The sequence below is a fragment of the Candidatus Desulfovibrio trichonymphae genome (genome assembly GCF_002355955.1).
Classification (GTDB): domain Bacteria; phylum Desulfobacterota; class Desulfovibrionia; order Desulfovibrionales; family Desulfovibrionaceae; genus Desulfovibrio; species Desulfovibrio trichonymphae.
Map to the genome: position 1 here is coordinate 513,215 of NZ_AP017368.1, position 21,143 is coordinate 534,357.

Annotated in this window: 18 protein-coding genes and 1 pseudogene; 6 read left to right on the top strand and 13 right to left on the bottom strand. The window is 54.0% G+C overall.

All coding sequences use genetic code 11. The features are described 5' to 3' along the window. Nucleotides 1–25 precede the first annotated feature (25 nt). The 3 genes from RSDT_RS02470 to RSDT_RS02480 form a co-directional block, all read right to left on the bottom strand. Nucleotides 26–961, bottom strand: coding sequence for a SurA N-terminal domain-containing protein (locus RSDT_RS02470; RefSeq protein ID WP_096399427.1), 936 nt, complete (start codon nucleotides 959–961; stop codon nucleotides 26–28). A 148-nt stretch (nucleotides 962–1,109) separates the two neighbouring features. Beyond that, entirely contained in the window at nucleotides 1,110–4,559 is a 3,450-nt protein-coding gene (gene mfd / locus RSDT_RS02475; protein WP_231941921.1) for a transcription-repair coupling factor, read from the bottom strand. 127 nt (nucleotides 4,560–4,686) lie between these two features. After that, nucleotides 4,687–5,043, bottom strand: coding sequence for an IscA/HesB family protein (locus tag RSDT_RS02480; protein WP_172414401.1), 357 nt, complete (start codon nucleotides 5,041–5,043; stop codon nucleotides 4,687–4,689). 343 nt (nucleotides 5,044–5,386) lie between these two features. Between RSDT_RS02480 and RSDT_RS02490 the strand changes: the two genes are divergently transcribed. The 6 genes and pseudogenes from RSDT_RS02490 to RSDT_RS07830 form a co-directional block, all read left to right on the top strand. Then, on the top strand, nucleotides 5,387–5,944 hold the full coding sequence (locus tag RSDT_RS02490; RefSeq protein ID WP_096399428.1) for a master DNA invertase Mpi family serine-type recombinase: 558 nt from the start codon (nucleotides 5,387–5,389) through the stop codon (nucleotides 5,942–5,944). Nucleotides 5,945–6,399: 455 nt separating this feature from the next. Next, the gene (locus RSDT_RS02495) at nucleotides 6,400–7,095 is read left to right on the top strand and encodes a precorrin-2 dehydrogenase/sirohydrochlorin ferrochelatase family protein (RefSeq protein WP_096400425.1); all 696 of its coding nucleotides are present in this window, start codon (nucleotides 6,400–6,402) and stop codon (nucleotides 7,093–7,095) included. After that, nucleotides 7,082–7,909 carry a cytochrome c biogenesis protein CcsA gene (ccsA, locus tag RSDT_RS02500; RefSeq protein WP_096399429.1) on the top strand — a complete coding sequence of 276 codons (828 nt, stop codon included), beginning with the start codon at nucleotides 7,082–7,084 and terminating at the stop codon, nucleotides 7,907–7,909. The genes RSDT_RS02495 and ccsA overlap by 14 nt, the downstream gene beginning before the upstream one ends. 11 nt (nucleotides 7,910–7,920) lie before the next feature. Further along, nucleotides 7,921–9,195, top strand: coding sequence for a glutamyl-tRNA reductase (hemA, locus tag RSDT_RS02505; protein WP_096399430.1), 1,275 nt, complete (start codon nucleotides 7,921–7,923; stop codon nucleotides 9,193–9,195). Between the two features lie 89 nt (nucleotides 9,196–9,284). Continuing rightward, nucleotides 9,285–10,358 (top strand): tRNA lysidine(34) synthetase TilS, encoded by a 1,074-nt coding sequence (gene tilS, locus RSDT_RS02510; protein ID WP_096399431.1) that lies wholly within the window; start codon nucleotides 9,285–9,287, stop codon nucleotides 10,356–10,358. A gap of 187 nt (nucleotides 10,359–10,545) precedes the next feature. Further along, a pseudogene (locus RSDT_RS07830) lies at nucleotides 10,546–10,893 on the top strand (DNA adenine methylase); the annotation flags it as partial. Between the two features lie 196 nt (nucleotides 10,894–11,089). Here the strand turns inward: RSDT_RS07830 and RSDT_RS02520 are convergent. From RSDT_RS02520 to dapF, 10 genes are all read right to left on the bottom strand, one after another. After that, nucleotides 11,090–13,387 (bottom strand): FAD-dependent oxidoreductase, encoded by a 2,298-nt coding sequence (locus RSDT_RS02520; protein WP_096399432.1) that lies wholly within the window; start codon nucleotides 13,385–13,387, stop codon nucleotides 11,090–11,092. 107 nt (nucleotides 13,388–13,494) lie between these two features. Next, on the bottom strand, nucleotides 13,495–15,126 hold the full coding sequence (locus tag RSDT_RS02525; protein WP_096399433.1) for a glutamate synthase-related protein: 1,632 nt from the start codon (nucleotides 15,124–15,126) through the stop codon (nucleotides 13,495–13,497). Then, entirely contained in the window at nucleotides 15,114–16,184 is a 1,071-nt protein-coding gene (locus tag RSDT_RS02530) for a class II glutamine amidotransferase domain-containing protein (RefSeq protein WP_231941898.1), read from the bottom strand. Before RSDT_RS02530 ends, RSDT_RS02525 begins: the two co-directional genes overlap by 13 nt. 180 nt (nucleotides 16,185–16,364) lie before the next feature. After that, a complete protein-coding gene (locus RSDT_RS02535; protein WP_096399435.1) occupies nucleotides 16,365–16,553 on the bottom strand; it encodes a hypothetical protein in 189 nt (62 codons plus the stop codon). 12 nt (nucleotides 16,554–16,565) lie between these two features. Continuing rightward, nucleotides 16,566–16,727 (bottom strand): hypothetical protein, encoded by a 162-nt coding sequence (locus RSDT_RS07025; RefSeq protein ID WP_172414402.1) that lies wholly within the window; start codon nucleotides 16,725–16,727, stop codon nucleotides 16,566–16,568. Continuing rightward, on the bottom strand, nucleotides 16,727–16,903 hold the full coding sequence (locus tag RSDT_RS07130) for a hypothetical protein (RefSeq protein ID WP_197702122.1): 177 nt from the start codon (nucleotides 16,901–16,903) through the stop codon (nucleotides 16,727–16,729). Before RSDT_RS07130 ends, RSDT_RS07025 begins: the two co-directional genes overlap by 1 nt. Nucleotides 16,904–16,992: 89 nt before the next feature. Next, nucleotides 16,993–17,325 carry a hypothetical protein gene (locus RSDT_RS07135; protein WP_197702123.1) on the bottom strand — a complete coding sequence of 111 codons (333 nt, stop codon included), beginning with the start codon at nucleotides 17,323–17,325 and terminating at the stop codon, nucleotides 16,993–16,995. A gap of 775 nt (nucleotides 17,326–18,100) precedes the next feature. Further along, complete coding sequence (locus RSDT_RS02545) at nucleotides 18,101–18,577, bottom strand: hypothetical protein (protein WP_231941899.1); 477 nt, start codon at nucleotides 18,575–18,577, stop codon at nucleotides 18,101–18,103. A 242-nt stretch (nucleotides 18,578–18,819) separates the two neighbouring features. Next, nucleotides 18,820–20,046 carry an LL-diaminopimelate aminotransferase gene (locus RSDT_RS02550; RefSeq protein WP_096400427.1) on the bottom strand — a complete coding sequence of 409 codons (1,227 nt, stop codon included), beginning with the start codon at nucleotides 20,044–20,046 and terminating at the stop codon, nucleotides 18,820–18,822. 8 nt (nucleotides 20,047–20,054) lie between these two features. Continuing rightward, a complete protein-coding gene (dapF, locus tag RSDT_RS02555; RefSeq protein ID WP_096399437.1) occupies nucleotides 20,055–20,921 on the bottom strand; it encodes a diaminopimelate epimerase in 867 nt (288 codons plus the stop codon). Nucleotides 20,922–21,143: the final 222 nt, after the last annotated feature.

Here is a 21,143-nt window from a genome sequence, read left to right on the forward strand (position 1 = left end):
ACCTCTGAGTCTGTTTTTTTTAGAGTTACAGCCGGATGTCAATAATGGCCTTATTGCGCAACTGGGCGGAATATTCCTCAAGCCGTTCCATAGCCTTGGGCTGGCGCAGGATGGCGTCAATCTGCGGTGTGGCTTCTTCCAGTGTAAGAAGGTTTACAACGCCGCCGCCGGGCCTGAACAGACGCACCTGTGCCTTGAAGTTGTTGAGAACAAAAATTTCCGTCACGTCGCCGGGCTTCATTTTCGTCAGACGGCCTTCCCACTCTGGGTTCAGTTTGTCCCATTTCACAGGCCCCATATCTCCGCCTTTATCCTTGTTGGAGGCAATAGAATATTTGCGCACGGCCTCTTCAAAACTCAGGCTGCCGTTTTTGATCTGTGCCGCCAGCTCGCCAGCCTTGGCTTTGGGTGGGTATACCAGCAGAGCCATGTGCAGGTTGTCCCGATTGAAAAGGCTGTCTTTGTGACTTTCATAATAAGCCTTGATTTCTTCCTGCGACACAATGACCCTGCGCGAGACCTCCAAGCCCATAATTTTTTGGCGCAGCAGGTTTTTTTCTATGCTTTTGCGCAGTTCGGCAAGAGGCATTTTGTCTTTTGCGAGCTGTTCCTCAAATTGTGCCTTGGTCATATTATGCGCCTGCATCATTCTTTCGATCTGCTTGTCCACATCTGACGATGCAATGCTGACTTTGAGCCGTTTGGCGTCCTGAACGATGAGAATATCCATAATCATCATGTCGAGCGTTTTGCGCAACACCTGATCAATGGCCTCAGCATCCGAGGGTTTGTTCGGGACAAGCCGCGCGCGCGCAATGTTGGGCACGGCAATTTTCTGCAGATCCATCATGGTGATCACCTGACCGTTGACCACTGCCGCCACCTTGTTGATCTGGGCCGCATGCGCGGCAATCACGGTGCACAACAGGATTGCCGGCATGAAAACAAACAATTTTTTCACGAAAGATTCTCCATGCAAAGACTTTGGCAAAGCGGATACCCTACCGCTCTTTCTACCGCAAACACATCTGCTAGGCAATGTCGCAGCCGACATTGTGCAAAAGGAACAGATAGTTTGAATACGCCGCGTGTTTCTGAAACGATATGTTTTACGGGCCGTCAATTCTTGTATTGACCTGAGCGGTTTCCAGTGTACGCCGGATTTGCAGCAAACCGTCGGGAAAAGACAGCCCTTCCGGCAGCGGCAGCGTCAGCCCGGCCGGGGGGTGCAGCCGCGCGCGCGGCGTTTTTGTCGCCAGTTCCACCAGACGTTCCGGCAATACGGCAGACTGCCCTTCAGCCCAGGTCAGGCGCAGGCAGTCGCGACGAACATCGGCCTTCTGCACTTGGAGTTGCGCAAAAAACTGCTTGCAGTCAAGCACGGCCAGAAAATGCCGCAATTCTTCGGGCAGAGGGCCGAAACGGTCCCGGATGGAAAGAGCCTCTTTCTCCCTGTCCGCGCCGTCCGTCGCGGCAGTCAGGGTCTTGTAGCAGCGCAGGCGCTCGTGGCCGTCTTCAATATACGACGAGGGAATATGCGCGGGCAGCCCCAACGTCAGCTCCGTTTCAGCGACGAGGGCCGGCTGTTCGCCCTTCAGGCGGGCAACGGATTCCTCCAGCATTTCCAGGTAAAGGTCGAGGCCGACCCGGCTCATGTGGCCGGACTGCACTTCGCCGAGGATATTGCCGGCCCCGCGCAGCCGCAGGTCTTCCATAGCCAGCTGAAAGCCCGCGCCCAGATAGTCCATGTCCTGAATGATGCGCAGACGTTCTTCTGCCACAACGCTCAGGCGCCCGTCGGCCGGAACGACAAAAAAGGCATAGGCCTGTCTGTCGCTGCGACCCACGCGGCCGCGGAGCTGATAGAGCTGCCCCAGGCCGAACATCTGGGCATGATCGACGACAAGGGTGTTGGCGCGCGGAAAATCCAGGCCCGATTCCACAATGGACGTACAGACCAGGATATCCAGATCTCCGTGCCAAAATTTGTGCATAGTTTCTTCCAAGGCAGTTTCGCTCATCTGACCGTGGGCCATGCCCACCCTGGCCTGCGGCGCGAGTTTTTTCGCGTGTTCCACCACGCGCTCCAAGCCCTGCACCCTGTTGTGGACCCAGAAGACCTGTCCTTCGCGCTCGAGTTCACAGGCGAGCACGCCGGCCAGCATCGTGTCGTCGCGGCGCAGCACGGCTGTGGCGACAGGCTTGCGGTCTTGCGGGGCTGTTTCAATGATGGAGAGATCCCGTATGCCGGACATGGAAAGCTGCAATGTGCGCGGAATGGGGGTAGCCGTGAGCGTCAGCACGTCCACATTTTTTTTAAGGGATTTGAGCTTTTCCTTATGGCGCACGCCGAAGCACTGTTCCTCGTCCAGTATCAGAAGTGTCAGATTGGGCAGTTTCACATCGTTGGAGAGAATGCGGTGCGTGCCTATCAAAATGTCAATCTGTCCTGCCGCAGCGGCGCTGAGGGTTTCTTTCTGCTTCACCCGAGGGACGAAACGGCTTAACAGGGCGACGTGAACAGGAAAGCCGGCAAGCCGCGTCCGAAAAGTCTGAAAATGCTGTTCCGCAAGCACGGTAGTGGGGCAGAGCAGGGCCACCTGCCGGCCTTCAGCCACGGCGCGAAAGGCCGCGCGCAACGCTACCTCTGTTTTGCCGAAGCCGACATCCCCGCAGATCAGCCGGTCCATAGGCTCTGCCTTGTCCATGTCGGCCAGCACGTCGGCGATGGCCTGTGCCTGATCCGGCGTCTCCTCAAAACCGAAGGTGGACTCGAATTCGCTATACATGTCGTCGGGCGGGGCATAGCGGTAGCCCTTGGCCAGTTTGCGCCAGGCATACATTTCCACCAGATCCGCGGCGATTTTTTCAACAGCTTTGCGGACCTTGTTCCTTCCGGCAATCCAGCCGGCGCCGCCCAGGCTGTCGAGCGGCGGCTCCACGCCCTCAGCCCCCTTAAAACGTTGTATAAGACCGATTCTATCTGCCGGAACATAGAGCTTGTCCCGACCGGAATATTCGATCAGCAGAAAATCGTTGGCGGCCTCGTTGAGATTAAGGTGATGCAGTCCTGCAAAACGGCCTATGCCGTAGTCTCTGTGGACAAGCAGATCGCCGTTGCTGATTTCTTCAAAGCTGTCCAGTCCCTTGAACGCGCGTGAGGCCACGCGCGGCGTTTTTTCCGCGCGCGGGTAAAGAATGTCTTCACCGAGAACAAGCGCATTGTCCCAGACAAGTTCCACGCCTGAACGGAAGGGTGAGACCAGGGCAAAAAGACCGCCCGCTTCCGGCCCGTAGCGCAGAGACGGGGCAATGCCCTCCTGGGCGGCCAGGTGTAAAAATTTTGTCCGGCCCCGTTCTGAGGAAAAACTCAGCACAACCTGACGGCGGCTATGACTCCATTCTTTCAGACCGGCCGCCAGATGCTGCCAAGGCCTGTCCTGTGCGCCCGGCAGGGGGAAAAGGTCGCTGAAGGAATGCATCGTCCGTTCAGGAAGGCTTTCTCCCCGTTTCTCCACACCTGCCACAAGAGGTTCGGCAAAAACGCGCTGAAAATTGCGCCAGGGCGCGGGCTGTGAGTTTTTGCGCAACGCCAGATTTGCCGGTTGCGGCAGGGGGGCGTCTTCGCTTTCCAGTATCTGCTTGAGCGCAAGCTGCGCGTCACGCAGGGCTTCGGTGCTGTCTGCCTCGCCCGGCAAAAGCCAAAGGCTGTCTTTCGGCAGCCAGTCTTCGATATGGCTCGAATTTTCAAAAACAATGCCAGGCAACAGGTCAACCCCACCGTTGTCCAGAGATTTTTTGAAAGAATAACAATGTGTTTCGCTGATTCTGCCTTCATCGAACAAGGCCTCGCAACGCGCCGCGGCCTTGCCGCTCTCGCTTTTGTTCAGGGCAAGCGGGCTTATGGGCAAAAGGGTCAGATCGTCAATATGCAACAGGGAGCGCTGGCTTTCCGCATCAAAAAGGCGTATTTCTTCAACAGCGTTGCCGAAAAATTCTAGACGCACCGGGCGGCTGTGCCCAGTGGGAAAAATATCCAGAATATCACCGCGCATGGCCATGTCGCCCGGGCGATTGACAAGACTGACGCGCTCGTAGCCCCATTCCGCCGCCTGATTCATCACAAGCTCCGGCGAGTATTCGCCGCCCTTGAGCAGCGTAAGGCTTTTTGCCTCAAAAAACGTCAGGGGCATATAGAGCAGCAGCAGGCTTTCCAGATCGGCAACAAGGCAGCGCGGTTGCCCTCTGATCAAGGCATAGAGCGCTGTGAGGCGGGATGCCCAATTTGTTTTGTCGCGCCACAGAACCGGCGGGGGCAGGGAGACGCAAGGGCTGTCAAACCCCGGCCTTGCCGGTGGGACGTCGCCCTGTGAAAGAACGGGGGTGAACAGGGCAAGCAGGGCGCGGGCACTGTTGAACTCTTCCCTGCCCCGTGTCACAAGCACTGCACCGCGCCCCGCCGCAAGTGCCTGGCAGGCAAGACGGCAGCGCGTGGCCATGCCGCAACGTTGAAGATAGAGCATTTCCCGGCCGGAGAGCAAATCGCTTGTGTTTTGCATCATAAACTAAGTGAGAGCGACCACAAGGCCGCCCCTTGGTTATATTTCTCTTTATAATTTCATAACTGCCTTATTTCCTGCCGCGCCTCTCCCACAAGGGGAGAACTGCAGGAAACAGCACTCCGCATTATACCGGGCAGCTTCTTGTGTTGGGGAGCAGCCCCGCTTGCGTGGCGCAACCGCTTCCGCAGGAAGCGCACACGCTTTCCCCTGTCGAGGCAAAGGGCACAAGCGGGTCAACGGCAAAACCCATATAGGTCAAGTTGATTTTGACCCCCTGTACCTGACCGAGCAATTCTTTGTCAATGCAGAAGGTAACACCGTTGCTTTCTTCAGTATGATCAGTGCCAGCAGGTTCGTCCAGAGCCAGTGCGAGACGCGGCCCGCCACAGCCGGCTGCAGAGAAAATCCTGATGGTTGCTTTTTCCTTATCCGCAAAATAAGATTCAAGCTCCTTACGGGCGGTGTCTGTCAATTCCAGCATAACATCTCCTGATTTTTCCTAAATCAGTACGTCCGAATGCCCTTTTTGTCAATTGCGGACGCTGTACATCAACAGGGCGGACACGTCTAAAAAATCCGGACGTATCATTTCGTTTGCTCCATCAATAATGAACGCATCGTTAAATCCGGTTTTAATACCATAGTTGATCCGAATATCTCAATCCTTGAGCGGAACGCCCACGGCCTCGATCTTGCGCTTGATGCTCTGTTCTATGGGCGAGAGGATCGGCCAGCTCTCGCCGGTGTCGATCCGGCTTGCCGTGCTGTTCCGCTCAATATAAACGCTCTGTTATTATCAACAAATCACCAGGAGCGAACAAACCATGAATTACGGATACATCCGAGTAAGCAGCGATAGGCAGACCGTGGAAAATCAACGTTTTGAAATCACAAATTTTGCTGAACGCAACCATCTGCAATTTGACGGATGGATTGAGGAAAGCATCAGCGGAACTAAAAGCTATCTTAAACGTGAACTCGGCAACCTGCTGAAAAAAATCCATAAGGATGACCTGATAATCTGTGCTGAATTGTCTCGCTTGGGACGTAACCTATTTATGATCATGGAAATTCTGAATTTGTGTATGAATAAAGAGTCTAAGGTGTGGACAATAAAGGATAACGACCGATTAGGTGAGGATATTCAAAGCAAGGTACTGGCATTTGCTTTTGGATTATCCGTTGAAATTAAACGCAACCTTATAAGTCAGAGAACGAAGGAAGCGCTTGCCAGAAAACGGGCTGAAGGGGTTGTGTTGGGTAGACCCAAGGGAAGGAAATCCAGCAAAGTCAAGCTGTCAAGAAAAGAAGAAACAATTCGCGATCTTCTGAAACAACGGGTTGCAAAGACAGAAATAGCGCGAATTTTCGGTGTCAATTAGGATGACGGTCGATGCCTTTGTTAGAAACAATAGGCTTGCAAGCGGCATTGCTCCCGGCAGAATTGCATAAGTGGATTGGACAAGATACAAAAGGCTTTGCGGTGTTACGGTGCTTTGCACTCTCTCGCCCGGGGCTTATGCAGTCCGGCACGATCCGAGCCCATCTGGATCGTGCCGGATGGCGTTGTCCGATGCGCTGCAAGTTCTTCAATGTGTACAGGCGAGTCCGCATCACAAGGAATCAAGCGGGAAATTTTACCAATCTACCCTTCTGTTCAGCCACGATATCATATAATTGAAATTTCAGCAATTAGACACCAGGCTGCAAATATCAAGAAAACAGCCCTGATTCGCTGATGTATCAGGCAGTTTTATATCTTTTTGCCTGTTGTTCCAAGTGGTTTTTCGACATTGCAAAAATTGGCTTCTTATGTACAATCCAACATTGGATGAAAATGCTGGACAACAATATACCCACGCCGCTTTACCCTCTTTTCCTGTCCCTGGAAGGGAAGCATTGTCTCTTGGTCGGCTTTGGTCATGTAGGTCAGCGCAAGCTCCCTCGATTGTTGCTCAGCGCCCCGGCTTCTGTACTTGTTCTGGATACAGTCGCTCCGTCAAATAGGGCTTTGCCCCTGCTGGCGGACAGCCGCGTGCATTTTGAACGCAGGGACTGTTCCCGGGATGACGTCATTGGTAAAATCCTTGTTTTTGCCGCTACAGACAACAAGGCAGAAAACGTCAGGATAGCTGACATTGCGCAAAAAGTGGGAGTATTGTGTAATTGCGCATCGGCGCCGGAATCAGGGAGTTTTTTTGTCCCCGCTGTAGCCCGTCAAGGTGCGCTTGCGGCAGCGCTCTCCACAGGTGGGGCAAGCCCGGCTCTGGCGCGGCAATGGCGTCGTGAACTTGAGACATGGCTCGCCCCCCGTGCGCATACGGCATCTCTGCTGGGCCGAATGCGCCCTCTCATTCTTGCCTTGCGCCACGCGCCGGAGAAAAAGACACAGCTGTTCCAAAAACTGGCGTCATCGCCATTGCAGCAGTGGCTTGCAGATGACGAGTTCGAACGTTGTCGTGAATGGCTTAAGGCAGAATTGCCTGCGGAACTGCACGTCCATATCACGGAGTTGCTCAATGATCTCTCCTGAATGTGCAACACTCCCCACTCTTCTTCTCTGTGGCGTTTCAAGTATTGCCGGCATTGTCGGCATGTTGGCCCGCAGCGCCTTTTTAAGGCGACTGGGGGTCTGGCTTGCCGTCGCCGTTTTTATCTCTCAATCCCTGATGCTGATGCTCGGCTTCCACAAGGCCTTGCCTAGCGGGCTGAGTCTGGGCGCATATTTTCAATTGTTTGCCTGGTTTGTTTTACTGTGCGGCCTTATTGTATGGCGTAAAATCAAACAGGAGACCCCGCTGCTTTTTGCAACGCCTTTATGTCTGATGCTTTTTGCCATGTCAATGTCCTTTCTTGACGCGGCTGTACCTCTGCCCGCATTATTGAAAGCGCCCTTTTACGCGCTGCACATCGGCGCTCTTTTTTTAAGTTTAGGCCTGTTGGCCATTGCCTTTTTCGCGGCCCTACTTTTTCTCTTTCTTGAAGGACGCATCAAGAGCAAACAGCGCACGCAGGGCTTCTGGCAGGACATGCCTGCTATCGCCCTGCTGGACAAAACCAACGCCTTGACCGTGTTAACGGCTTTTCCGCTCTATACCTTGGGCATTATGTCCGGACTGCTTTGGGCAAAACCCGTATTTGGATCTTCAATGACAGGGGATCCCAAAGAAGTGATGAGCATTGTGATCTGGCTGATCTTTGCCGTGCTTTTTCACAACCGCCTTGTCAATAACTGGAAGGGGCGCAAGCCGGCGCGATTTGTCGTGCTGATCTTTTTGCTCTGTCTTTTTTCCATTGTTGTGGTCAACACCGTCATGAACACGCATCACGCTTTTATGCGGGGATAATTCTGGCTGCTATGGAAAGTGACATCTATCTTGTCGGACTGAATCACCGCACAGCCGGTGTAGATGTGCGCGAACGTTTCGCCTTGGCGGATCACTGTGATCAAGAACACTGGGCCTTGCCGTGCGAGGGTGGAATACATGAAAGCATAATTCTTTCCACCTGTAATCGTGTTGAGCTTCTGGCTACAGGTCAAGGGGATGTGGCCGGTCAGATGCTCAATTATTGGGCAAATGCGCGCGGCGCAGGCGTTGAGGATCTTCAGCCATATATATATATACATAAAAGCCTCGAAGCCGTACGGCATATTTTTTCTGTGGCATCCAGTCTGGATTCTATGGTTCTGGGGGAGCCGCAGATTCTTGGCCAGCTGAAGACCGCCTATCGCAAGGCAGTGGCATGTCGCGCAACAGGCGTTATACTGAATCGTCTGCTTCACAAGGCATTTTCTGTTGCGAAGCGCGTGAGAACAGAAACAGCGGTTGCTTCCAATGCTGTTTCCATCAGTTATGCTGCCGTGGAACTTGCTAAACGCATTTTCGGGGACATGCATGCCCACAAAATGTTGTTGGTGGGTGCCGGAGAAATGGCTGAACTCGCCGCTGCACATCTTCTCCAGAACGGCATCGACGAAATTTTTGTTGCGAATCGCACTTTTTCTCGCGGGCAGCAGCTGGCGGAACAATTTCATGGGCGTGCAGTGCCTTTTGACAAGCTGACCGAACTGCTTACCACTGTTGATATCATCATAACCTCCACTGGAGCGCCGGAACCTGTCATACGTGCGCGAGACATACGGGCTGTGCTCAAAACGCGAAAAAATCGTCCTATGTTTTTTATTGATATAGCGGTGCCCCGCGATATAGATCCGGATGTCAACGCGTTGGACAATGTCTATCTTTATGACATTGATGATCTTAAAGAGGTTGTTGAAGAAAATCTGTCTAATCGGCGTGATGAAGCGAACAAAGCCAGGAAAATTGTGAATGAGGAAGTAAATTTTTTTGCAAAGTGGCTCACGGGGCTTGACGCCCAGCCGACTATTGTCGCGCTGATCCAGCGCGGAGAACAGATTGCCCAGGAAGAAATATCCCGCACATTGCGGCGCATAGGAGATCATGATCCAAAACATCGCGCGGCGCTCGAAGCGATGGCAGGGGCATTGGCGCGCAAATTCAACCATGACCCGATCATGTTTCTGAAGCGCGGCAGCATGTCCCGGGAAGGCAGCAGCGCGCGCATCAGCATGATACGACAAATTTTCAACATTGATAACGTCTCGGTATAACAAGCCATAAGATATTACGTTATTGGCGATTTCAATACTGACGATACTGCAAAATTGGTTCAAAAGCTGCAAATTCTAAATTTTGAATTATGAATTTTTCACTGGATATTCACGACCTGTCACCGAACTCGGCCAGGCTGTGCCTTGCGGTGGAGCAATTTATTCATGGACAGTTGGGGTTTGATCGCGCTTCCAGATTATTGCTGGCTGTCTCCGGCGGAGCGGATTCCTCTGCTCTGGCACTGATTTTGCGCATACTCGCACCGCGTCTTGGTCTTGAATTGTCTGCCATGACTGTCAATCACGGGCTGCAGCCGGATGCGGCCTGCACAGCGGCCGCGGCTGCGGCGTTCTGCGCGCGGCTTGGCATCCCCTGTACGACACGAACAGCTGATGTGGCAGGCATGGCGGCCAGAGAACATCTGGGTCTGGAGGAAGCAGGTCGTCACCTTCGTTACGCCATTCTTGCAGAAGAGCGCCGGGCAGCAGAGGCTGATTTTATAGTGCTTGGCCATCATTGCGCAGATTTGACTGAAGACATACTCATGCGGCTCACGCGTGGATCAGGTTGGCCGGCAATGGCCGGCATGAGGGCGCGTGATGATTCTCGGCATCTGCTGCGGCCTTTGCTCTGCTGTAAGCCCCACGCGCTCAGATCCATCCTGCGGGAATACCGCTTTGTCTGGCGCGAGGATATCAGCAATACAGACATGCGTTTTAAACGCAACCGCATGCGTCATGCTGTTATACCCTTGCTGTATAAAGAAAATCCCTCTCTGGACAGCACAATGGCAGACCTTTGGCGGCTGGCGCAGCAGGACAGGGATTATTGGGACAAAACACTTGCTGAAATAACTGCGCGACATTCATGGAAAAAAGATCCACAAGGCCTGTGCTTGCCGAAGGAAATGCTGCAAGGGCTGCACCCGGCCGTCAGGCTACGTCTTTACCACAAGGCTGTATCTTCGCTCATTGACGGCACGAATGGAACTTGCCACGGTCAGGCAAGAGCCGGCACGTTGACGGCATTGGACACAGCACTGCAAGCAGGGCGCGGCGAAACCCGTTTTCAGTTGCCGGGGGGGATTGAAGCCAGCATACATAAAGGCTCTGTATATTTTTGTCTGCCCGGAAAACTCGTCAGGCACAATACAATGTCTTAAGCATCTCTTCCCGTGTAGAAATTTTTATATTCGCTTTCTATCTATGCATTCCAATTCCATTTCCAAATAAAATATACTATAGTTCTCTCAAGCAGGGAGGGGGTTGTGGAAAAAACTTGACAACTTATCTGCCGATAGAGAAAATTTATTGGCTCTAGCACAGACTCTTTAAAATGTAACTGCCGTATGCAATGATTACAGAGAAGCGAATGATTTTATTGCCAGCAGGACTTTCGTTTATTTTGACCCTCCGTATCGCCCCTTGAATACCACATCCAGTTTTACAGCCTATACAGAAAACTGCTTTGATGATTCCGCGCAGAAAGAACTTTCAGAGTTTGTCAATTTCGTGACTGAAAAGGGGGCAAGGGTTATGGTAAGCAATTCAGATCCCCAAAATATAAATAAAAAAGATAATTTTTTTGACAAGCTATATGCTGCACACAAGATAAACCGGGTAGAGGTAACACGTATGGTTAATTGTAATAGTGCATTGAGAGGCAGGATACATGAACTTCTCATCTTTAACTTCTGAGAGATTTTCTTATGAAAAAGCGTGACTTCTCTTCAGCGGTTCACGAAAAAAAGCTTCGTCTTTTTCTGGAAAAGTCAACCTCTGGGAGTCTCCAAGCAAGGCTTAGGGTTACCTGTTGTTATTAAGATTTTGATGAGCAATGGTAAGACCGTCTATAGAAAAACCTGGAGTAGTTTAAAGACCTGCAGACGGCGTCTCAACCTAAATCCCGATTAGGGCGCATAGTCCAGATGCCGCAGGGGCAAACGCCGGCGCAGATGCCGCAACCGATGCAGCGGGCCGGATCAGAAACATACTCAAACGCGCTGTTCCCCAGATTCTTGCGGTCGATGGCCGTTTCCGGGCAGGTTTTGAGGCAGAAGCCACAGTCCCTGCAGGTGCCGCAGCTGACGCACCGTGTAAAGTCCTCCTGCGGCGTCGGCAGGTCAGAGGCGTGACATCTGGCAAAATACGCGGTGTGCAACCGCAGTGCCGGAATTTCCTGCTTGTTTTCGGGCTGGAAGGTTGCGCCGCGCAGATATGCGTCCGCGGCAAAAGCCGCCTGACGTCCTGTGCCTACGGCGTGCGCCAGAAGGCCCGGTTTAATCACGTCGCCCACGGCGAACACGCCGTCCAGAATACTCAGGTTTTCGCTGGGCACAAGCCAGTCCCGAAATTTTTTGACCTCATCAGTGATGTAGGAAAGATCGGGTGATTCGCCGATGGCGATGATCACCATTTCACCGGGGATCAGCCTGCCGTCCTCCGTTATCAGGCCCTGGTCCGTGATTTCCTTTATCTGAACAGGCCAGACCATCTCGCCGCCAAGAGATTCTATATGGGCAATCTCATGAGCAAAAGCGGCGGGTTTTTGCACGTCAACACAGATCACCTTACGCGCGCCCACGGCATACGCGCCGCCGGCCGCATCCATGCCGGCGTTGCCGCAACCGATAACGAGAACATTCGCCGGCACGCGCGGGTTTTCCCCTCTGTTCACGGCTTTCAAAAAATCAATGCCGGCCACGGCTTTCTCATGCCCCGGCCAGGGGAAAATACGCGGAACATGCCCGCCTGTGGCCACAATCAGGGCGTCGTGCTTTTTGCGCAGAGCATTGAAGCGTTCGGCGTCCACAGGAAAATCCGTCACAAAATGGACGCCGGCCTTTTCGATGCGGTTAAGCTCCCTGCACAAAATGTCATGATTCAACCGCTCACGCGGGATGACCTGCTCAAGCTTGCCGCCCATTCCGGAGTCCGCTTCATACACCGTCACTTCGTGCCCCATGCGGGCAAGCTGCCATGCGGCGGTCAAACCGCCCACGCCGCCGCCGATCACCCCAAGATGTTTGCCACTTAACTGTGCCGGTTTTTCTACAGAAATATCCGCCGAACATGAGCCAAGCCTGCCGATCTGCACGGGGCTGTCCACCACGCTGCGCGTGCATCCATCCATACAGGGATTGGGGCAAACGCTGCCGCAAACAGAACCAGGAAACGGCGTATATTCAAGCAGCAGACGATAGGCATCTTCAATCTTGCCCTCACGCAGCAGATTAAAACGCTGCTGGCTTGGAATGGAAGCCGGACAGAAAAATTCACAGGGGGCGGCAAAGCGGGCATTTTCCCAATACGGCACGCGCAAACGATCCTCACCGCGCGCCACAAGGGCATTGACTTGAAAATCGTCGTGAAAGACGTCACTGAATATCCCGTCCCTGATCCATTCACTGGCGCGAAATGCGCCTATGCTTACAGCCTTGGCCCGCCCGCGTTCCTCAAACGAGAGCGGCGTGATTTTCTGCCACTGCGCCCAGACGGCAAGCTCGTGGTACAGCTCAGGCCTGTCAACGGCATTGATAAAATTTTTGAGACCTCCGTCAAGCCAGGCGATATCATCTTCATTGAGGGAGCTTATCCGCACGTCCGCCGGCAACGAAGCGACATGTCCGCGAAAATACACAACCCCTCCGACCATGCCCACACAGGGGCGTTCGCCCAGCACAGAGGGCAGATTCTGACTTTCGCAGCCGCAAACCACAGCCTTGCCGCCGCCCATAAATTCAAAAGAAAAACTGCCGACATTCTCCAGCACCCAGAGTTCCGGCGGCTCATAAAGCGGATCGTGTTTCATCAGAGAGCCTGAACGCGTGCCTGCGCTGCCGCCGATATAAATGACGCCGCCCGCAGCGCAATGCCCCGCCGTATCCCCCGCGTCGCCGAGCACCACAATACGCCCGCCTGAGTTCAGCCAGCCTGCGTCAGCCGGAGCCGGCCCATCGACCACAATTTCTGTATTGGACATGCACATGGAACCAACCCGCTGGCCGGGGTTGCTGACCTTGAACGTCAGTTTTTTCCCGTCCCGGTTCCAAAGAGGGCCGCCGATGTCGTGCTGGCCCGAGGCCTCAATATAAAAATCCGTCTCGCCCTTTGCCACGGCGCTCTCAATAGCCAGCAGCAGATTCTGGGTTGACATACGCTCGTGATTGTGCACTGTGCTGAGGCGCGACATGGTTCGCTCCCGTTGCCGTCGTTGCGTCATTTTATTATATTTAATATTTGTTTATGCCCCGCCGCTTCGCGGCAAGCCAAGAAACAGGTTGTCAATAAAATTATGTTTCAGCAGGCATACTGAATGTCCAGTTTGTCCGCCACGGCCTTGTCCGTGGAAACCAGCGCATCAGAGCGGCCCACGGGCAGGGAACTGTTGCCCACAGGCGCAAGCAGCTTGCGCATTTCACTGTCAAAGGCCAGCATGTAGTCCACGACATTCTGCGCGCCTCTGTCTATGTCCAGCCGTTTGACAAGACGCGGTTCCTGCGTACAGATGCCGGTGGGGCATCGGCCGCTGGAACACGCGTTGCAGCGGCCCCGCTCATTGCCCACACAACCCAGAAGCTGAATCAGTATCTTGCCCATAATAACGCCGTTCGCGCCGAGGCAAATCATTTTAAAGGCGTCCGCGGCGGCATTGCCCGTCATGCCGATGCCGCCCCCCGCCCACAGTGGAATCTGTCCCTGCAGGCCCTGTGAAACGGCGGCCAGATAGCAGTCACGCAATTTGGAAACAACCGGATGGCCGGTATGATCAAGCGACACCTCATTAGCCGCGCCGGTACCGCCCTGAATGCCGTCAATAAAGAAACCGCCGCAGATTTTATACGGATCGCGCAGGAGGTTGTTGTACACAGAGACGGACGTGGCGGAAGCCGCGCACTTGATGGCCACAGGCACGCGAAAGCCGAAAGCGGCATTGAGCGAAAGGTGCATTTTCTGCACCGATTCCTCAATGGAATACAGACCCTGATGGTTCGGCGGAGAATGCAGCGTTGCCTTCGGCACGCCGCGTATTGCCTGAATGTGCGAGGCGACCTTTGCGGCGGGCAGCAGGCCGCCGTCGCCGGGTTTTGCGCCCTGACCAACCTTTATCAGCACGCCGGCCGGATCTGCCTTCATCCGCGGCATCGCCTTGATAATCCTGTTCCAGCCGAAATGCCCGGACGCGATCTGCAAAATAATATATTTAATCTGTTCTGCTTCCAGAAGTTTTATGGGCATGCCGCCTTCGCCGGAGCACATGCGCACCGGCAGATCGTATTTTTCATTCAGATACGCCGTGGCAAGCGCCAGAGTCTCCCAGGCTCTGGTAGAAAGCGCGCCTATGCTCATGTCACTGAAAATGGCCGGGTAAATCCAGCGCACGGGGGGCGTTTTTTCCGCCAGTACAAGATTGTCGCCCGCCACGCGAAAAGGCAGCTCTTTTGCCGGCAGAATACGGCCAAAAGGCGAACGGATGTCAAAAGTATGCCGCTCGGAATCCAGGGACGGGTCTGTCATTTGACTGATGCGGCCTACAATGATGGCATCAAGTGTACGCTGCTTGTTCAGATTGGTGCGTCCGCCGCGTTTGATGGGACCTTTGGCGCGGGCAAGCAGCAGGAAGCGGCTGTCGTCGTTGCGCACAGGGGCAATGGCATTGTTGGGGCAGCTTTTTTCGCACATGCCGCAACCGGTGCAGGCTTTCGAGATACATGCTTTCTGACGAATCACCGGCTTCGCGGCGTGTTCCGGCACAGGTTCAGGAAACGGCCTGCGGGAAGCCGTCACACTCAGACGAAGCATCCCCGCCTCAATGGCGTCAAATGTACAGGCCGCCACACAGGAGCCGCACATGGTGCAGCGCTCCGGGTGGTAAGCAATCTTCCACGGAAGATCGTTGACGCTTATATCCTGTGTTTTTACTGATTCCATCGCCGCACCGTCAGGTCCTTGTCAATGACCACCATTTCTCTTTCGTGGGGATAAATATCCTTTGACGTGTCACGATCCGGCAGGATGGTGTTCAGTCCGCAGACCTCGGAAGTGATGGCTACCATTTTGTCGTTGCCGCCCAGCACCACAGGACGTAATTTTTTTGAGTCGCAACATGTAAACATCTGCCCGTCGGGCAGATGTCCGATGATGGCGTTCGGACCATTGATTTCCAGATGCGCCAGAGCTTCGCGGATGAGAAGAAGCTCCTTTTTGTCCGTCCGGTTTTCCACTTCCACAAAGGGCAGGGGCGTGATCACATGTTTATAATATTTGATGGGCCATTTCAGCTCGTGCAGCACATAGTGCAGCGTATAGAGAAAATTTTGCGAGTCGGACTCAAAGCCTATGTAGCCGCGGTGCAGTGCTTTCTGACATTCCCTGTTCTTTGTAAAAAACGTGTTCTCGCCGTTCGTGCACAGGGTATAGCCCTGCAGAAAGAAAGGATGTGCCGCATAGCGCACAATGGCGTAATTGGTGTTTTGACGGCACTGTGAAACAATGCTCTTGGCCATCAGGCGTCCGTCATCGTCCCAAAGCCTGAAGCAGGCGGCAATGTCGGACGGATCGCCGATTTCCTTCAGGGTCAGCACGTCAGGCCAGAAGGAATACACAAAGCCGTTCTCGCCGCCTTCCAGAAGGTTGCGCAACGCAAGGCGCGTGTCGAGCAGCAGTTCTTCGCATTCTTCCCGGCTGCTGTGGCGCGCGCGCTCAGGATAATCATAATTGCGAAATACATAACCCGGCATTGCGGCAATTCTCAGGCCGGGCCGCAAATCCATGTCGGGCTTCCACTGAAAAACCTGCACAAAACCCTTTTCTTCCATATAATCACTGACTATCTGCATGCCCTTCGACGTGCACGCGAGCGAGAGGAGGGGCTTGTCTTTATAGGGGGCAAAAACCCCGTCCAGATCCTGCATTACCATCGCAAAGCCTGAATTATCGTGGCCCTCCTGCTGCGGCAGCATAAGACGCAAGGCCATGGACGGATGCATTGGCGTTCTGCTTTTGATGGAACCGATTCTGCACATAAGTTCGCTGCCTCAAAAAACAGCTTTATCTGCCGCTGTTGCCGGAACAAATTGCTTTTGAGAACCTTCATTCCCAAAAGCAATCGCTGCAAGATACAAGAGACGAATTTTTTTTGCAATAAAACGGCAAAAGCGTGCCTTATTTTACGGGGAATCCGAAAGTTCCCCATAGTACATCGCGGTCGGCATTACTTCCACAAGCTGTGCCGCCCCGGCTTTGGAGTGATCCTCCAGCTTGCGTCGCTCGGCCCAGGCATAGGCTTTGTCATGATGATCCGTATGACGACAAAAGAAGGCTTTCGGCAGTACTGTGGACAATGTGCGCGGCGCCATCCACGCGCATGATCAGAAGTTGTTGTCTTTGGTATTGTCCAGTTTGTGTAACTTGAGGCCAGGGCTTGCCGGGTTCACCTGCGCGTCAAAGGTGGTCTGCTTGACCAGCTTTTGCTCTTCCGCCGTCAGACGTGACAAATTTGCGGTGAAGGTGTCGGCAATGCGAAATTTCATTAGTTCACCCTGTACACCTTCATCACTTCATCGCCCAGGTGATTGATGACCTTGACGGCAATGCGCCTGGACTTCGGTCTGTCGAAAGGCCGGGATGTGTCGCTGTGCAGGCTTTCCCAAGCTTCGCGGTCAATTTCCGCCTTGAGGGTTATTTTAAGTAGATTTATACGTGTCATTGGCCTCCAAAAAGTAGGCATGGCGCACAAAGAAGCTTTCCTCGTTATAGTCGATGTCCGCAAACCAGCAGGCGATATTGTCCGGTTCATCAGAGCGCACCTCGCTGGTTAATGACAAAGAGGTTGCCCTTGCCGTTGTACGCTGCCGAATTCCGGGCCGATGAAAATTGCTGCCCTATTATGCTCCGCCCACCTTCCCGATAGGCGCCTTTGGCGCATATATAGCGGCCCTGCCAGGGCTTGAGGGTGGAGAACAGGATTTTGTCTTCCTTGTGCGCCTGCTGCACACCGGATATTTTTAATTCCTCCAGAATCATGGCCGCGAAATCTTTGCCTTCGTCCTGAACGGCCTTGTCCAGCGGATCAATGAGTTCGTCGTTTTCGTCCACGGCCAGCATCCGGTGCGGGGAAAGGCTTTCCACGGTAAACTGCCCGGCCACGCGCACTTTTTTGTTGTCCGCATAGGGCTTGTCATAGAGAATTTGTTATCGGCTTTGGCGGCAATGGATGCGTCGATTTCCTTTTGCCGGGCAATGCGGGCCGCCTACCATGCGGCATGGAGTTTTTTTGCGGCGTCCGGCTATGTTGTATCAACCTCTCGCGGGATTTCCCAATCTTCCCAAGTTGTTTTCAGGATCGAATTAAGTTGCTCCCGCAACGGCTCCAGTTTCTCCTGCCACTTCTCCCAAATCACGTCAATTTCCGCGTTGTTGGCAATGGATTTGAGTGTAATATGGGGAATCCAGGATGGGCCGCTCGAAAAAGGGATTGCTCCAGTTTGTCGGACGATAAGCCGGGTTGTGCGCATAAGGGTGCCCACAGCAAGCCGCAAGGCGTATTGTTTTCAATGCCCTCTGCCATGGCCGTGTCTGTGGAGAAGATGTCTTCTTCGCGCCGCCATAAGGAGGAAAATTGGCGATACTGTGCTCATGCCCACAGTGCGCAGTGGCATCAGATGGAACTTAAAAGACTGCGATATCGGCAATGGCACGCTCGCAACGGCGCTGGTTGCCGCCAGTTCCTTGCCAGGAATCATACGTCATATGCCGCCTTGTATCTGTAATCTGTCACTTAACGAGTCGTGTCCATGCCTGAATACACAGTCGATATGCGTTGGGACAATGAGGCTGCTGTCTGGATTGCACCAGCGTTGATTGGGCGTGTGCGCTCTATGCCGCGCCTCCATCCCTGCAGGATTTATTGCGTTGTCTCAGCAGCGGAACCGACCGCAGACTGTCCGGACACCAGCAATTTTTCCGCAATCTCACGCGCACCCGGGCTTTGCCGCCACTGCGCGAACAGGTTGCGCCATTCGCCGAATTCCAGAAAAGTCTCATCCAGACGGCTTTCATACACCTGCACCCAGATATTGAAAAGTTGCATCTGCGCCTGAAAAATCGCGCTTCCCAAAATAACGGCGGCCATATCTCTGGGCATGACTTTGCCGTCCAAACGTTCCAGCACAAAGGTGCAGACTGTCCGACGGGATGTTTCAAAGTCTATTTCCTTGCCGTTCATGTCTTCGACTATAGACAGCAGATGGCTATAGTCCTCTTTGATACGATCCATACCCTTGTCAGGCACGGCTACAAAGAGTGGCGTCCGCCCGTCAGCCGTCGGCGGCGCGTCCGGTATTTCCGTAATGAAATAAAAACGAAGCCAGTTTTCAAACATAACTGCTTCCAGAACGTGCATAACGGACTTTTGGAACTGTTTCTGCTGGTTAGTCATGAAACTCTTTCTTCGCGACTGCGACCTTCAACCCAAGGGAATAAAGCTGTTTTATCGCGGAAGGGCAACCGCCAAGCGAATGAATCAAACGAATTCAGCAGCAAGGGGCCGAGGTTAAAAATCCGTCATCCCATTCCGCGCGGTTGCGTCTGACGCACAAACTTTTCTTTCTTCCCCCACGCGTCTCAGCGCAGGGCGCGCAGCCGGCGTATGGCTTCTGCCGTATCTTCCTCTGTGCCGAAAGCTGTTAGGCGCACATAGCCTTCGCCGCTCGCGCCGAAGCCCGCCCCCGGTGTACAGACCAGCGCGGCGGATTGCAGCAGGTGCTCGAAAAAACCCCAGGAATCCATGCCCTTCGGCACGCCCGCCCAGATATAGGGCGCGTTTGTCCCGCCAAAAACTTCAAGGTTCATATCTTGCACAGCCGTGCAAAGCAGTTCGGCGTTCTGCAGATACCCTCTGATCACCGCCTCAACCTGCGCACGCCCCTCCTGACTGTAAACAGCCGCGGCCGCCTGCTGCACAATATAGGCGCAGCCGTTGTACTTTGTGCACTGACGGCGGTTCCAGAGGCTGTTCAGGGCTACTTTGCCGCCTTTGCCGTCACTGAGCTGCAGAGCGTGCGGCACCACGACATAGGCGCACCGCAGGCTTGTAAAACCGGCTGTTTTGGAGAAACTGCGAAATTCCACAGCCACTTCCTGCGCTCCGTTGAGCTCATATATGCTGTGCGGTATGTCCGGTTCCTGAATAAACGCTTCATACGCCGAATCATATAACAGCACGCAGCCTTCGCGCCTTGCGTAGTCCACCCACCCCTGCAGCGCCTCGCGTGACAGCACGGTGCCGGTCGGATTGTTGGGATAGCAAAGATAAATCATGTCCGGGCGTGTTTTGGGGAGGTCCGGCACAAAATTGTTGGACTTGAGGCACGGCAGATACACAAGGCGCTTCCACCGCCCTGCAGCGAACCCGCCGGCCCGGCCGGCCATGACGTTGGAATCCACATAAACCGGATAGACAGGGTTTGTCACCGCCACAACGCTGTCCGCCGCAAAGAGCTCCTGAAAGTTGCCGATATCTGACTTGGCCCCGTCGCTCACAAAAATTTCATCCGTGCGCAGGTCCACGCCGCGGGCCTTGTAGTCATGCTGCGCGATGGCTTCACGCAAAAACTCGTAGCCCTGCTCCGGCCCGTAACCACGAAAATGCGCCGCCTCGCCCATTTCATCCACAGCCCTGTGCAGAGCGCTGACAACAGCAGGCACAAGCGGACGCGTCACATCGCCTATGCCGAGGCTGATTACTTTTTTACCCGGATTTGCTTCTTTAAACGCCGCAACCTTGTGGGCTATTTCCACAAAAAGATAATTGCGTTGAAGCTCAAGAAAACCGGCATTGACCTTTGTCATAAAAAACCTCACATGCAATAAACGCCGTCAAAAACACTCACCGCGTCGCCTGTCATATAGACATGCCCGTCGCTTTCATCCCAGCTGACGTGCAGCACGCCGCCCGTGAGATGAACATCCATTTCACGGCCTGTAAGCCCGTTCAACGCGCCTGCCACAGCCGCGGCACAGGCGCCTGTGCCGCATGCCAGGGTTTCACCGGCGCCGCGCTCCCACACGCGCATGCGTATTTTGCCTGACGAGAGCACTTCCACAAATTCCGTGTTGATGCGCTGCGGAAAAAATTCATGACGCTCAAAGCAGGGGCCAAGCCGCTGCAGGGCAAGATTGTCAATATTGTCCATAAACACAACGGCATGCGGGTTGCCCATGGAAACCGCGGTGATGTTGTATACACGGCCGTCAACTTTCATCGGGCGGGCGATAATGCGCTTTTCCGCGGGGTTATCCGCCGCCGGCGGCATGAGTACAGGAATGCGCTCGGCGACAAGCACAGGCTCGCCTATGTCCACTGTGGCGCCGCACACCTGACCGGCTTCTGTGAGCAGTCGCACAGTCTTTATGCCCGCCGCCGTTTCCACCCTGATCACATCCTTCACGACAATGCCGTGATCGCGCGCGTACTTGCCCACACAGCGTATGGCGTTGCCGCACATTTCCGCTTCAGAGCCGTCGGCGTTGAACATGCGCATGCGCACGTCCGCCGTGCCTGACGGCATAATCAGCACGACCCCGTCCGATCCCACGCCGAAATGCCGGTCGCATATTCTGGGCGCAAGCTCGGAGGGCTTTTCCACCCGTTCTTCAAAACAATTCACATACACATAATCGTTGCCGACGCCCTGCATCTTGGCAAAACGCAATTTATTCTGCATAACGACCTCATTTTGTTCATATTTTCTGAAAAATACTGTTCTTGAAGACCATAACATACCATTTATACTGTATTTATAAAAAGATAGTCCTGAAAACGAGAAATGTAAAGAAGTGTGCAGGCCGAACGACAAAGCGTCGACCTGCCGGAAAAGCAGAACGCCGCCGGCGCATGACCCGCGGCGTTCTCCATGAGCAGGCGAGCGTTGCCTGCCGTTAGACGA